The organism is Paenirhodobacter sp. (assembly GCF_041916475.1).
Lineage (GTDB): Bacteria > Pseudomonadota > Alphaproteobacteria > Rhodobacterales > Rhodobacteraceae > Rhodobacter.
On record NZ_JAYRZN010000018.1, the window covers coordinates 23,340 to 36,871 of the forward strand.

The 13,532-nt window shown below is 68.9% G+C and carries 12 protein-coding genes and 2 pseudogenes; 5 read left to right on the top strand and 9 right to left on the bottom strand.

Annotated elements, in window-relative coordinates; all coding sequences use genetic code 11:
* The first annotated feature begins 29 nt into the window (after window positions 1-29).
* Genes ACOMG5_RS09350 through ACOMG5_RS09365 form a run of 4 tightly spaced genes read left to right on the top strand, consistent with a single transcriptional unit; the run spans window position 30 to window position 2,933 of the window.
* Window positions 30-218, top strand: coding sequence for a hypothetical protein (locus ACOMG5_RS09350; protein WP_420343531.1), 189 nt, complete (start codon window positions 30-32; stop codon window positions 216-218).
* Window positions 215-1,732 carry a CHAD domain-containing protein gene (locus ACOMG5_RS09355; protein WP_420343532.1) on the top strand — a complete coding sequence of 506 codons (1,518 nt, stop codon included), beginning with the start codon at window positions 215-217 and terminating at the stop codon, window positions 1,730-1,732. The genes ACOMG5_RS09350 and ACOMG5_RS09355 overlap by 4 nt, the downstream gene beginning before the upstream one ends.
* The gene (locus tag ACOMG5_RS09360; protein ID WP_420343533.1) at window positions 1,732-2,481 is read left to right on the top strand and encodes a ParA family protein; all 750 of its coding nucleotides are present in this window, start codon (window positions 1,732-1,734) and stop codon (window positions 2,479-2,481) included. The genes ACOMG5_RS09355 and ACOMG5_RS09360 overlap by 1 nt, the downstream gene beginning before the upstream one ends.
* Window positions 2,481-2,933, top strand: a complete 453-nt coding sequence (locus tag ACOMG5_RS09365) for a CYTH domain-containing protein (RefSeq protein WP_420343534.1) — start codon at window positions 2,481-2,483, stop codon at window positions 2,931-2,933. Before ACOMG5_RS09360 ends, ACOMG5_RS09365 begins: the two co-directional genes overlap by 1 nt.
* Here the strand turns inward: ACOMG5_RS09365 and ACOMG5_RS09370 are convergent, their stop codons facing one another.
* Genes ACOMG5_RS09370 through ACOMG5_RS09385 form a run of 4 tightly spaced genes read right to left on the bottom strand, consistent with a single transcriptional unit; the run spans window position 2,934 to window position 7,086 of the window.
* Complete coding sequence (locus ACOMG5_RS09370; protein ID WP_420343535.1) at window positions 2,934-4,154, bottom strand: ABC transporter permease; 1,221 nt, start codon at window positions 4,152-4,154, stop codon at window positions 2,934-2,936.
* Entirely contained in the window at window positions 4,154-4,834 is a 681-nt protein-coding gene (locus ACOMG5_RS09375) for an ABC transporter ATP-binding protein (RefSeq protein WP_420343536.1), read from the bottom strand. Before ACOMG5_RS09375 ends, ACOMG5_RS09370 begins: the two co-directional genes overlap by 1 nt.
* Window positions 4,834-5,277 (bottom strand): hypothetical protein, encoded by a 444-nt coding sequence (locus tag ACOMG5_RS09380; protein ID WP_420343537.1) that lies wholly within the window; start codon window positions 5,275-5,277, stop codon window positions 4,834-4,836. The genes ACOMG5_RS09375 and ACOMG5_RS09380 overlap by 1 nt, the downstream gene beginning before the upstream one ends.
* Before the next feature lie 54 nt (window positions 5,278-5,331).
* Window positions 5,332-7,086 carry an alkaline phosphatase gene (locus ACOMG5_RS09385; protein WP_420343538.1) on the bottom strand — a complete coding sequence of 585 codons (1,755 nt, stop codon included), beginning with the start codon at window positions 7,084-7,086 and terminating at the stop codon, window positions 5,332-5,334.
* A 151-nt stretch (window positions 7,087-7,237) separates the two neighbouring features.
* Here ACOMG5_RS09385 and ACOMG5_RS09390 point away from each other — a divergent pair, with 151 nt between their 5' ends.
* A complete protein-coding gene (locus tag ACOMG5_RS09390) occupies window positions 7,238-8,089 on the top strand; it encodes a bestrophin family protein (protein ID WP_420343539.1) in 852 nt (283 codons plus the stop codon).
* A gap of 38 nt (window positions 8,090-8,127) precedes the next feature.
* Here ACOMG5_RS09390 and ACOMG5_RS09395 read toward each other — a convergent pair whose 3' ends face one another.
* From ACOMG5_RS09395 to ACOMG5_RS09415, 5 genes and pseudogenes are all read right to left on the bottom strand, one after another.
* Complete coding sequence (locus tag ACOMG5_RS09395; RefSeq protein ID WP_420343540.1) at window positions 8,128-9,918, bottom strand: thiamine pyrophosphate-binding protein; 1,791 nt, start codon at window positions 9,916-9,918, stop codon at window positions 8,128-8,130.
* A gap of 57 nt (window positions 9,919-9,975) precedes the next feature.
* Window positions 9,976-10,416 (bottom strand): annotated as a pseudogene (locus ACOMG5_RS09400) (carbohydrate ABC transporter substrate-binding protein); the annotation flags it as partial.
* A gap of 1 nt (window position 10,417) precedes the next feature.
* A pseudogene (locus ACOMG5_RS09405) lies at window positions 10,418-10,669 on the bottom strand (ATP-binding cassette domain-containing protein); the annotation flags it as partial.
* Window positions 10,662-11,750: an ABC transporter ATP-binding protein gene (locus tag ACOMG5_RS09410; protein WP_420343541.1), complete on the bottom strand. Its 1,089-nt coding sequence runs from the start codon at window positions 11,748-11,750 to the stop codon at window positions 10,662-10,664. The pseudogene ACOMG5_RS09405 and the gene ACOMG5_RS09410, both read right to left, overlap by 8 nt.
* The gene (locus tag ACOMG5_RS09415; RefSeq protein ID WP_420343542.1) at window positions 11,747-13,303 is read right to left on the bottom strand and encodes an FGGY-family carbohydrate kinase; all 1,557 of its coding nucleotides are present in this window, start codon (window positions 13,301-13,303) and stop codon (window positions 11,747-11,749) included. The genes ACOMG5_RS09410 and ACOMG5_RS09415 overlap by 4 nt, the downstream gene beginning before the upstream one ends.
* Between the last annotated feature and the right edge of the window lie 229 nt (window positions 13,304-13,532).

Genomic DNA, 13,532 nt, shown 5'->3' on the forward strand with positions numbered 1-13,532 from the left:
ATCATGACGTCAAAATATTGGGGTGCGGCATGCCGAAAGACAAGAAAGCCAAGAAAGACAAGGGCGACGGCGAGAAGAAGAACACCTCGCTGCGCCTGCCCGGCAAGACGCTGAAGGCGTTGAAGATCCGTGCAGCCGAAGAGGAGACGAGCCTCCAGAAGATCATCGAGATGCTCGTCGAGGACTATCTGAGCCAGCCGCGAGAGCCACGGGAATGAGCCACGAGAGCGGAACGTTCTATCTCCCGGCGGCGAAGCTGGCGGGGCTGGCGGGCGATGCCTCGTCGGGGCTGCGCCCGGTGCTGGACTGGGCGGAGGGCAGCCCGATTTTCGTGCTGCGCGATTGCTTCGAGCAAAGCCTGCGGCGCAGCCGGCGGCTGCTGATCGAGGCGGGCGATCAGGCCGTGCTGCTGATGCCCGATGGCCGGGTGCTGCGCCAGCGCGCGGCGCCGGATGCGCGCTTCTTGGCGGGCTTCACGCAGGGGCCGGTGCGGGCGGCGCTCTCGGATCTGTCGCCGTTGCGCGCGCTGCTCACGGTGGCTTCGGGCAAGGTGCAGGGCGGCCGTCTGGCCCTGATCGACGACGAGGGCAAGACCCGGGTGCGGGCCGAGCTGCGCCTGCTGGAGCCGGTCCGGGGGGCTGCGGTCGTGCTGGTCACGCCGCAGGGGCTGCGCGGCTATGATGCGGCGCGCGCGGAGCTTGTGGCGCGGCTTCAGGCCTTGGGCGGGGTGCCGCTTTCGGCGGGCAACCTCTATCGGATGATCGACCCGTCCAGCACGGATTACATCGCGAAGCCGGTGGTGCCGCTCGGGCGCGAGGAGACGGCCTTCGATGCCGCGACCGACCTGATCGCGAGCTATATCCCCGTCGCGCGGGCGAACGAGCCCGGCGTGATCGAGGATCTGGATACCGAATTCCTGCATGATTACCGGATTGCCCTGCGCAAGATCCGCTCGGTGCTGAGCCTGTTCAAGGATGTGTACGACCCGGCGCAGACGGAGGCGCTGAAGGCGCGGTTCGCGGCGCTGATGGCGCAGACCGGCCGGGTGCGCGATCTGGACGTGCAGATCCTGGAGCATGAGGCCTTCGCCGCGATGGTGCCGGCCACGCTGCAGGGCGGGCTGGAGCACATGTTCGCGCTGATCCGCCAGACGCGCGAGGCGGAGCATGCGCGGCTCGCGAACCATCTGCAGACCGGCCGCTACGACAAGGAGATCCGCGCGCTGGCGAAGCTCTTTGCGAAGCGCCACCGGCTCATCCAGGGGCCGAACGCCACGCGCACCGCGCATGACCTTGCGGCGATGCTGATCCGCAAGCGTTATCGCGGCATCTGCCGGGGGGCAGAGCGGATCGACCCCGAGACCCCCGATGCGGAGATCCACAGCCTGCGGATCGCCTGCAAGAAGCTGCGCTACCTGCTGGAATTCTTCGCCCCGGTTTTCGCGCGCGCGCAGATGGAGGCGGTTCTGAAGCCGATGAAACGGTTGCAGGACAGCCTCGGGCTGTTCAATGATTGCGCGGTGCAGCAGGCGACGCTGCAGGCCTTCGTGGCGGAGCTCGGTGCGGTGCCGCACCGGATGGAGATTGCGCAGGCGGCAGGGGCGCTGATTGCGGCGCTGGACCGGCGCCAGCAGGAGGAGCGCGGGCATCTCGCCGAGGCCTTTGCCCGCTTCACCAATGACCGGATGCGGCGCCGTTTCGCGGCCCTCTCCCAGGACGGCAAGGAACCGTGATGCAGATCATCGCCTGCTATTCCAACAAGGGCGGCGTCGGCAAGACCGCCACGGCCGTGAACGTCGCCTATGCGGCGGCGGCCTCCGGGCGGCGGACGCTTCTGTGCGACCTCGATCCGCAGGGGGCATCGGGGTTCTATTTCCGGGTCAAGCCTTCGAAAAAGCTGACCGAGGCGCGGTTCTTCGAGGACGAGGAGCGCCTGACCCGCGCGATCCGCGCCAGCGACTACGAGAACCTCGACATCCTGCCCGCCAACATGAGCTTTCGCGATTTCGACGTGTTTCTGTCGCGGATGAAGGATGGCCGCTCGCGGCTGAAGAAGGCACTGAAGGCGGTGAAGGGCGATTACGACCTGATCGTGCTCGATTGCCCGCCCAACATCTCCATGCTCTCGGAGAACGTGTTCCGGGCGGCGGATGCGGTGCTGGTGCCAGTGATCCCGACGACGCTCTCGCAGCGCACCTTCGAGCAGCTGCTGGAGTTCTTCGCAGAGCACGAGCTGCCTGCGAAGAAGATCCACGGGTTCTTCTCCATGGTGCAAGGCAGCAAGAGCCTGCATGGCGAGGTCATCGCGCAGATGCTGGCGGCGCATGGGAAGCGGCTGCTCTCAGCGCAGGTGCCCTTCGCCTCCGAAGTGGAGCGGATGGGGGTGAACCGGGCGCCGGTGCTGGCCACGGCGCCCAACAGCGTGGCGGGGCGGGCCTGCCAGGCGGTGTTCGACGAACTCATGGCGCGGGTGGCACGGTAATGGAGATCGAGCGCAAGTTTCTGGTGGCTGAGTGGCCTGCCATCGCGATGGAGGCGGTGCCGATCCGGCAGGGCTATGTGACCGATGCCGCGGATTCCGTGGAGCTGCGGCTGCGCCAGAGCGGTGCGGCCTGGTTCCTGACGGTGAAATCCGAGGGTGGGCTGGTGCGAGCGGAATATGAGATCCCGATCGCGGCTGCGCAGTTCGAGACGCTCTGGCCCGCGACGGAAGGCCGCCGGGTGGAGAAAACCCGCCACACCGGGCTGCTGCCGGATGGCAGCCGGTTCGAGCTCGATGTCTTCGAAGGGCATCTGGCGCCGCTGATGCTGGTGGAGGTCGAATTCGCCTCCGTGGCGGCGGCGGAGGCCTTCGTGCCGCTGGCTTGGTTCGGGCGCGAGGTCACCGAGGACCGCCGCTACCGCAACAAGGCGCTGGCGCTGGCGCGGCCCTGATCAGCCACGCAGCCCGGCAGCAGCGGGCTGGCGATAGGCGAGCCAGGCGGGCAGGGCGGCCAGCACGGCCGCAAGCCCGGCAAGGCCTCCGAGCGCCAGAAAATCCGCGGGCGCGAAGGATACGGGCAGTGCAAAGCCCTGCCGCGCCGCGATCATCTGCGAGAGCATGAGGGCCGCGCCGAAGCCGCCCGCAACCCCGAGCCCGATCCCGCAGAGCACCAGCGCGAAAAGCTCCGTCCAGACCAGCGCGAAGATCGCGCCGCGCGGCGCCCCGAGCGCCCGGAGCGCGCCGATCTGGCGCCGCCTCTGGCCGATATGCACCGCCGTGACCAGCACCAGCGCCGCCGCAACCAGCCCCTGCGCACCCGCCGCCACTGCCGCCAGCACCTGCCGCGCATCGCCCATCAGTGCATAGAGCCCGGTCAGCACCTCGGCCGGGAAGACCGCGAGCGTCTCCGGGTTTGCCCGGTATTCCTGGCGCAGGCGATAGGCATCGGCGATGGACTTCGGCTTCACCAGGATCGCCGGGACGCCGGGTTCTGCGGCCTCGGCGTCTGGCTGCCCGCCCGCTCCGGGTGCGTGTTCTGGGCTGCCCCCGCCATCCGCGTCCGGATGCCCGCCCATCCCGTGCACATGCCAGACCGCCTCGATGGGCACCAGAATGGCGCGGTCCCAAGGCGTGCCGGTGGGCTTCAGCCGGCCGGTGACCGTGTAGTTCACGCCCTCATGCGCATGGCCGCCGCGGGTCACTTCGCCATGGGTCGGCGTGATTTCCGCACCGGGGGGCAGATCGACCTGCGCGCCCACCACCGCCTCGTATTCGGCCGCGAACATGCGCCCCGCGCTCAGCCCCGGCGCGGTCGCCGCCACCAGCTGCGCCGTGGTGCCGATCAGCGGATGGCCGCGGTAGAAATCGCCAAAGCCCACGGGGGCCGCCCAGGCCACGCGGGGGTCGTGCTCCAGCGCCTCCAGCACGGCGCCCGGCACCAGCGGCAGCGCGGCGGGCTGCAGGAAAACGGTGGAGAGGACGAGCTGCGTCTCGCTGCCGCGCGCGCCGATCACCAGATCGAATTTCTCCGAGGCGCGGGCGGAGCCGAGCCGCAGCGCGCGCTCCTGCAAGCTCACGCCCAGCCCGAGCGCCACCGCCAGCGCCACCAGCAGCACGACCACCAGCGCCCCCATCCACACCCGGCGCAGATCCGCCATGATGAAGCGCAGCATCAGGCGGCCTCCGCGCGGTCTTCGGCCACGGTTCCGCCGCGCAGCACGATCTGCCGCGGCAGCCGCGCGAGGAGCGCCGGATCATGCGAGACGACGATCAGCGTTGCGCCGCTGCGCGCGGCCATGCGGATCAGCAGATCGCCGATCGCGGCGGCGTTGGTGGTATCGAGGCTGGCCGTGGGCTCATCCGCGACGATCACCCCGGGCGCACGCAGCAGCGCCCGGGCCACGGCGGTGCGCTGCATCTCGCCGCGCGACAGGGTCTCTATCCGCTGCGACGGGCGCGCGAGCCCGACCTCGGCCAGAAGCGCCGCGGCCCGCGCCTCCAGCGCCCGGTCCGCCACCCGCGCAAGCCGCGCCGGCAGCAGCACGTTCTCAAGCGCCGACAGCCCGGGGAACAGGTGGAAATCCTGCATCACGAGGCCGATATGCGCGCCGCGCCAGCGGTCGCGCGCGGGCTCGGAGAGGGTGGCGATATCCTGCCCGCCCCAGAGCACGCGGCCCCGGCCGGGCCGCTCCAGCCCGGTGATCACATTGACAAGCGTCGATTTGCCGGAGCCCGATGGGCCTGCCACAGCCACCTGCGCCCCGGCCGGGACGTTGAGCGCGGGGATGCTGAGGGCGGGGGCATCGAGGCCGGGAAAGGCCATCTCGATGCCTGAAAGCTGCAGCGCGGGCATCAGAGCGTTTCGAACCGCGCGCCACGCAGGCGCAGCTGGCTGACGAAGCCTGTGTCCGGGTCTGTCCAGGAGCCGCGCTCCAGCAGGCCATGGGCGCGGATGGGCTGGTTCGGGTCGGTGAAGGTCTGCTTGCGGTCCAGATAGACCACGAGGATATTGTCCGGCCAGTCGGCATCGGTGGAGCAGAACGGGCAGAGCGCCATCGGAATTTCCGTGAGCACGAAGAACTGCGCCTCGGCCTTCAGGGGCGGGGCCATGAAGCCCTGGATGCCGACCTGCTGGCCGGTCAGGCGCTGCACCTTTTCCGAAAACTGCAGCCCGAGCGCGCTGAAGGCGCTGTAAAGCTCGCCGAAGCTCAGCTCGGCGGGGGCCGCGAGGGCAGGGCGCACCGCCATCAGCGGCAAAGCGGCGAGGCACAGCCTGCGGGTGATCGTGATGCGCATCGTCCCCTCCTTCGGGAGCTGGCCTGCCCGGGAGCGCCGGGCAGGCCGTTTCGGTCACTTCTTCGCCGCACCGAGCGCGAAGACATCGGCCAGAACCTTGTAGACGTCCGACTGCTCCATATAGCCCTTGAAGGCTTCGGCGCCGGGGCCCGTGGCCTGCAGCACGACATCATCCACCGCATGCACGGCGGTATCGTTCTCGCGCGGCAGGTTGCCGGTGCGCAGCACCGCGCCGGGGACGTCCTTGTAGGCTTCGTTCGCCACATATTTGCCATCCGGCCCCTGGATCGAGGGGACGAACGGGCCATCCATCTTCGGGCCCCAGGTTTCGTAATAATCCGGGAAGTTGGAGGCGAAGATCGCGAGCGGCCGCTTCACGTCGATCCGGTCCGGGTAGCCATCGCCATCGGCATCGGCATAGTCCGGGAAGCCCGCATCGTCATAGACGCCGACCTTCTCGCGCATGTCGTCGCCGGGCTTCTGGGTGTCGATGGTGCCGATCACCGAGACGCCATGGGTATGATCGCCGGTCAGCACGATCAGGGTATCGGGGTTCTTCGCGGCGAAATCGCGCGCCGCCGCCACGACGTGATCGAGCTCGATCGTGTCCATCATCGCGCGGTCCCAGTCCATCGGATGCGACATCTTGTCGATCGAGGCGCCCTCGACCATCAGGAAGAAGCCCTCGGGGTTCTTCGAGAGCCGCTCCAGCGCGACATTGGTCATGTCCACCAGGTCGGGCTGGTCCGGGAATTTGCCCACGGTGCCCTTCTTCAGCTCGTGCCGGTCCACCCAGACATCCATGTTGCCGGTGTGGAACAGGCCGAGCAGGCGCTCGCTGTTGCTGCCGGCCTTGGCCTTCAGCTCGGTCGCGGTGGAGGCCACGTCATAGCCCGCGTCGCGGAACAGCTGGATGTAATCCTTGTCGTCCTTGCGCTTCGAGCCCGGGACGTCGGATTTCAGAAAATAGGCCGAGCCGCCGCCCAGCACCACTTCGGGCTTCGCCGCATAGATCATGCCGACGATATCGGCCTTGTCGCCGCGCTTGCGGGTATGGGAGACGACGGCGGCCGGGGTGGCGTCCTCGATTTCGGCGGTGGAGACGATGCCGATGGATTTCGCCGTGGTGCGGCGCAGCGCCTCGGCCATGGTCTCGACCTTCGGGTCGTCGAGGCTCGCCGGCGTGCGGTCGGCATAGACGCCGAGCGCATTCACCCGCGCCTTGTGCCCGGTCATGTAGGCCGACATCGTATTGGCGGAATCGGTCGCGATCGAATGGGTGGAGGAGGTGCCGATGAAGGCCATGTGGTCGAGGTCGTCCATCGCCAGGCGGCCGTTGGTCTTGCCCGCGCTCATGCCATGCGCCATCAGCCGCGCGGCCGTGCGATGCGCGACCGAGAGGCCGTCGCCGACGATGAAGATGATGTTGCGCGCCTTGGGCGCCGCGCCAGTGCCATAGACTTCCCAGATCGCCGTCTTCGTCTCGTCGCCGGCCTTGACCTCGACCGTGTAGGTGCCGGGCGCCGCCAGTGCCACGTCGCGCAGGATCAGCGCGGAGCCGAGGACCTTGTCTTCCTTGCCCTTTTCCTCCGCCACGAATTGCGCGGGCTTGCCGAAGACTTCGGCATAGGGCTTGCCGTTGATGGTGACAGAGACGTCGCCTTCCGCATGAACGCCGCTCAGCTCCACCTTGAAGTCGAAGGGGGAGCGCTCGAGCAGCGTCGCGCGGTCCATCGGGTAGATGTCGGCGGCGCCGGCAATGCCGGTCATCATCGTGCTGGCCGCAAGGGCGGCGAGGATCGTACGCATGGAAGCCTCATGTGAATGTCGTGGGGCATGCCGCCCCTGCGCCGGACTTCTAGGCGCGTTATGTGACAGCAGGGTGACCTTCCGGTCAGCGGCTGGCCACCCGCCCGTGGCGTGCTATCCTGCGCGCCATACAGTGACCGGGAAGGCCCAGATGATCGTCCGAGAGAAACCAAATGCCCTGCGGCTGTTCTTCATCATCCGCGGCTCGGTGCTGCGGGTGGTCTGGCCGCAGGTGCTGGGCGTGGGGCTCCTCTCCGCGGCGGTGGTGCTGCTGCACCGGCTGAGCCCCGGGCTGGTGCCCGACGTGAATTCCGCGCCCTTCGCGCTGATCGGGATCGCGCTCTCCATCTTCCTGAGCTTTCGCAACAATGCGAGCTATGACCGCTGGTGGGAGGCGCGCAGGCTCTGGGGCCAGATCATCCAGACCGCGCGCGACATCCTGCGCCAGAGCGTGATGCTGGAAGGCGCCCCCGAGCGGCGCGCGCTGGTCCTCCCGGTGGTCGCCTTCGCCCATCGGGCGGAGCGGCAGCTGCGCGGGCTGGGCGTGGAGGCCAGTGCCGATGCGGCGCTGCTCGAGGCCGCGCGGGTGCTGGCGGGGCTGGAGCGGGCCGGGCGGCTGAGCGTTCCCGAAGCCATGGCCCTGCACGACAGCCTGCTGCGGCTCTCGCAGGCGCTGGTCGGCTGCGAGCGGCTCGCCAACACGCCCTTGCCCTTCGCCTATACGCTGTTGCTGCACCGCACGGCCTATCTGTTCTGCTTCGTGCTGCCGTTCGGTTTCGCCGATGTGCTGGGCTGGCTCACGCCGCTGCTCACCGCGCTGGTGTCCTATACGTTCTTCGGGCTGGATGCGCTCGGCGAGGAGCTGGAGGAGCCGTTCGGCCTGCAGGCGAACGACCTGCCCATCGGCGCCTATGCCACAGGGGTGGAAATCACCCTGCGCGGTGCGCTCGGCGATACCGATCTGCCCGCGGCGCCGGTGCCGGTGGCCTATGTCCTGCGCTAGGGGCGCCGCACCCGGCCGGGGCCGGATGCGGCAGGGGGTCATTCGGCCGGGTCTTCCACCAGCTGCGGCGAGACCTTCCAGTCGCGCAGCTTGTACACCGTGCCGGGGCGCGGGCGCGGGGTGTCGGCGCCCTCGCGCATCCGGCGCTTGAACGAGTGGATCGGCGTCGCCCGGTCGTCGATGCGCACTTCCACGACCGAGGGGCCGTCATGGGCGAAGGCCGCGTCGAGCGCGGGGCCGATATCCTCGGGACGCTCCACCGAGAAGCCGCGCAGCCCGAGAGCCTGCGCCGCCGCCGCGAAGCTCGGCTGCACGCTTTCCGTCTCCAGCACGGCCGACTGTACGTTCTTGAAGAAGATCTCCTGCCAGAGCTGGATCCAGCCGAGCTTGCCGTTGTTCAGCACCACGTTCACCACGCGCTGGCTGAACTGCGCCTGGGTCGCAAGCTCGCCCACGGTATAGGAGAAGGCGCCGTCGCCCGCCACGGTGACGATCCGCGTCCCGGGCCGGGTTTCGGCGGCGCCGATCGCGCCCGGCACCGAATAGCCGAGCCCACCCTGGCCGCGCGCGAACAGGAACTGCCGCCCGGGCTGCTTCGCCGGGATGTAGCCCGCGATCCAGCCGGCGGAGAAGGAGGCATCCGAGACCACGATATCCTCGGGCCCGATCCGCTTCGCGAGCTCCGCCATGACCCGCGGCGGCTGGATGGGCGCGGTATCGGCCGCGATTTCCACCGCCTTCTGGCGCTCGCCCTCGGCCTTCACCTCGGCGATGCGCTGCATCCACTCCGGCCGCGCGGGCGCTGTGCCCATGGCGCCGCCAAGCGCGGTGATGATCTCGCGCACATCGCCCAGGAGCGGCACCGTCGGCCGGAAGGTGCGGCCATGTTCCAGCGGGTCGAAGTCGATCGTGATCGTGGCCTGTTCGGGGCGGGGCAGGGTCCAGTTCATGCCGGTGTTCTGGCTGACCTTGGAGCCGCACCAGATCACCAGATCGGCCTCCTGGATCAGCTCGATCGCGGCCCAGGAACCGAGCGGGTTGAGCACGCCCGCGGCATAGGGCCGGGTTTCGGGCACCGATCCCTTGCCGGAGAGGGAGCTGACCACCAGCCCGTTCATCGCATCGGCGAAGGCGGTCACCTCGGCGCAGGCATCGGCGCCATGCACGCCGCCGCCACAGACGAGCGCGGGCCGCTTTGCCCGCCGGATCAGCGCTGCGGCCGCGGCGATATCGGCCGCGGGCGCGGTCGAGCGCAGATAGGGGATGCGGATGGTGCGGTCGTCCACCGTGGGGGGCGGGGTCACGCCGTCCCAGTCGGCATCGAAAATGTCATGCGGGATGATCACCGCCACCGGGCCGGGGCGCGGCGAGGTGGCCACGCGGAAGGCCGTGCGCAGGATATCGGGCAGCGCCGCCGCCGAGGGCACCTGCCAGGCGGCCTTGGTGCAGGTCTTGAAGAAGGAGAGCTGGTCGAAACCCTGGCTCGCGATGCCCTTTTCCTTCAGCGCCAGCCAGTCGAGCGGCAGCTCGCCGATGATGCCCACCATCGGGATCGAGGCATTCAGCGCCTCGAGGAACCCCGCAGGCAGCAGGTTCGCGCCCGGGCCCACCGTCACGTCGCACACGCCGGGCTTGCCGGTCAGCCGCGCATAGGCATCGGCGGCATAGGCGGCGTTTCTCTCGTCGCGCATCAGCACATGCCGGATCCTGTTCGAGCGCCGCGAGATCCCGTCATGCAGGGCGGTCGTCTGCCCTCCGGGCATTCCGAACACCACGTCGACACCGGATTTCGCCAGCATCTCGGCCACCAAATCGCCCATGTGGGGCATAGCTCTCTCCTTTCGTGAGGGGGATGCGCCGGGGCCGGAGCCCCGGCGCGGGTTGCATCAGGGCTTGACCTTGCCCGCCGCCCAGGCGGCCAGCAGGTCCTCATAGGCGACGGTCTCGCCTTGCGGCTTCTCGTCGGCGAGCTTGCGCTGCGGCGCGAGATTGCCGTCCTTCTCGGATTTCGCGAACCAGTACTCGGCCGATTCCTTCTTGTTCAGCTTCGGCCCGCAGACCTTCTGCACATTGGCGCGCTCCAGCCGCTCCATGACCTTGTCCTGTGCCTCGGCGAGGTTGTTCAGCGCCTCCTGCACCGAGGTCTCGCCCGAGATCGCGGTGGAGATATTGGACCACCACAGCTGCGCGAGCTTCGGATAATCGGGCACGTTCACGCCGGTGGGCGTCCAGGCCACGCGGGCGGGCGAGCGGTAGAACTCGATCAGCCCGCCCAGTTCCGGCGCGCGCTTGGTGAAGCTTTCATGGCGCACGGTGCTGTCGCGGATGGGCGATGTTGCGCTCTTCGGGGCGCAGGTCCGTCACGTCGCGCCCGTCGAACAGGATCCGCCCGGCGGTGGGCCGCACCAGCCCGGAGATGATGTTCAGCATGGAGGACTTGCCGCAGCCCGAAGGCCCGAGCAGCGCATAGGCGCCGCCATCGCGCCAGACATGATCGATCCCCTTCAGCGCCAGCCGCGAGCGGTCCGACAGATCGCCATCATAGGAATGGCGCAGGGCGGAAATGGTGATCTCAGCCATGGTGAGCCCCTCCGGTGGCCGCGGGCGCCACCAATGCCCCATCGGGAGCGAAAACATAGAGGTCGCGCGGGTCCACATGGCCTGCGAAGGCAGTGCCGGGGGGCAGGGCGTGGACGCCCTCGATCCGGGCGATCCAGGGGTGCCCCTCGGCTGCGAAATGCGCGAAGGTGGAGGAGCCGTCGACCTCGGCCAGCAGCATTTCCCCATTGAGGCGGATCGCGCCGGGGCTCTCCGCGCACCGGATCCGGTGCGGCTGCAGCCCGATGCGGCAGTCTCCCTGCAGGCCCGCGGGCACATGCGCGGGGCGCGGCACCGAGAGCGCGCCGATGCGCAGCCGGCCATCCTCGATGCGCGCGGGGATCAGGTTCATCGGCGGCTCCGAGAAGATCGCGGCCACCAGGGTGGACTGCGGCTTGCGGTAGATTTCATGCGCCGGGCCCTGCTGCACCACGCGGCCCTCATGCAGCACGATGGTGGTGCCGCCCATCTGCAGCGCCTCCTCAGGCTCGGTCGTGGCATAGACCACCGTCTGGCGGCCCTGGCGGAACAGGCCGCGCAGCTCCTCGCGCAGGCCCTCGCGGAGCTTGTAATCGAGGTTCACCAGAGGCTCGTCGAACAGCATCAGCGAGGCCTCGCGCGCCAGCGCCCGGGCGATGGCCAGGCGCTGCTGCTGCCCGCCCGAGAGCTGACCCGGCAGCCGGTCGAGGAACGGCTCCAGCTGCACCCGGCGCGCCACATCGGCGACCCGGCGGGTGATCTCCTCCGCAGGCAGGCCCTTGCGGCGCAGGGGGGCTGCGATGTTCTCGCGCACCGGGAAGGAGGGGTAGTTCACGAACTGCTGGTAGACGAAGGCAACATTGCGCTTCGGCACCGGCACCGCGCTCAGGTCGGCGCCGTTTTCCGTCATCCGGCCCTCGCTCGGGCGATCGAGCCCGGCCAGGACCCGCAGCAGGCTGGTCTTGCCGGCATGGGTCCGGCCGAACAGCACATAGAGCTGGCCGGGCTCCAGCACCAGGTCGATCCCGGCCAGATGCATGGCCCCGTCGACGCTGCGCCCGACATTTTCCAGGCGGATGGTCATGCCTGCGCCCCCGCGAAACAGGAGGGCGACGGTTCGGGCCCGGCGGGCATCCAGGCATCGGAGAGCTGGCGCGACATCCGCCGGTAGCGGTCGTACTGGCGGTCGATCCGGCTCAGGCGCTCGGTGCGCGGCGTATAGCTGCGCGCGACGCGGGTCATCTGGGCAATGGCGGTGGGAATGTCGGGGGCGGCGCCGGTGGCGACGGCGCCGCAGATGGCGGCCCCCTTGGCGCCGAATTCGGAGCCCTCGGCCACGGTCAGCGGCAGGCCGATCACATCGCAGAACATCTGCGACCAGACATGGCTCTTCGAGGGCCCGCCCGCCAGCAGCACCTGTTTGGGCTGCGCCGAGGAGCCGCCGCCGAGCAGGTAATCGATATCGGTGCGATGGGCGAAGACGATGCCTTCGAACACCGCGCGCAGCACATCGCCGAGGCTCGAGCCGGCGGTGAGCCCGAACAGCGCGCCCGGCGCCCCGTCGGGCCCGCCGAACAGATAGGGCAGGAACATCGCATCGCTCTCGCGCTCCATGCCCTCGGCCACCAGCTCGCTGCAGATGTCATAGATGGAGCGCCCGGCGCGCAGCGCGCGTTCGGCCTCCGCGGCCAGCATGGTGCGGCACAGCCATTCCAGATTCGAGGCCGAGGTCGGGGTGGCGATGGTGGCGATATAATGCCCCGGCGCGCCCGGATAGGGCGATTGCAGCGTCGGCATCGGGTCGAGGCAGGGGATCGGGTGCAGGGTCGAATTGATGCTGAAGGTGCCCGCCACCACGCCCAGCTGATCGGTGCCGGTGAAGCCCGAGGCCAGCGAACAGCCGACCACATCATAGACCCCGCGTGCGACCGGCGTGCCCGTGCGCAGGCCGGTGAGGGCCGCAGCCTCGGGGGTGATCTTGCCCACCAGCTCGCCCGCCGCGCCGATCGGCGAGAGCTTGTCCAGCCAGCGCCGCAGCCCGGCCTCGCGCAGCGCATCGGCCGCATAGCAGCCGCGCTCCAGGTCCAGCACGCCGGCGCAGCCTGCATCCGTCGGGTCTGTCGAAATCGTACCGCTGAGCCGGTAGGTGAGAAAATCCTTGCAGCTCAGCACATGGGCGGTGCGCTCGGCGACCTCGGGTTCATTCTCCTGGAACCAGGCGAGGAGGACGGAGGTCTGTCCGGTCCAGACGCCCTGGCTCACCGCGAAGGGGAGCTCGGTCGCGAGCCCGCTGCGCCGCCAGCGCGCAATCAGATCGGCGGCGCGGCTGTCGGTGGAGCCGAGCGCGGGGCGCACCGGCCGCCCGGCGCGGTCCAGGAGGAAAATCCCCGCGCCATAGCCCGAAGCCGTCACGGCCGCCACATCGGCCGGGTCGATCGCCATCCGCTCCAGCAGGTCGCGTATCGCGGCGGCAGCATTGCGCCACATCGCATCCGGGTCCCGCTCGGTCCAGCCGGGATGTGGAAATGTCATCGGATTGGGGCGATGCTCGCATCCGAGCTCATGCCCCTCGGCGTCGAAGGCCGCGACCTTCACCATGGTGCCACCGGCATCCACGCCGATAAACAGCTTGGCCATTGTTTCTCCTCCCTCGCGGTGTTCGCCGCGCCATCGCCAGGCTGAACGCCCTCCCAAGCGTTGAGCCAACCTGTAATGATATGTTGATGAACACGGAAAGAATTGGCCCTGTCAACCGGTAATATTCTTGGTGCATTCGCATAATAATCGTTCTGCAGCTGCGAAATTTGGCCGTATGGAGTAATCATAACTGCTAACTTGTAATTATAAGTTGGAATGCTTAGCCTGT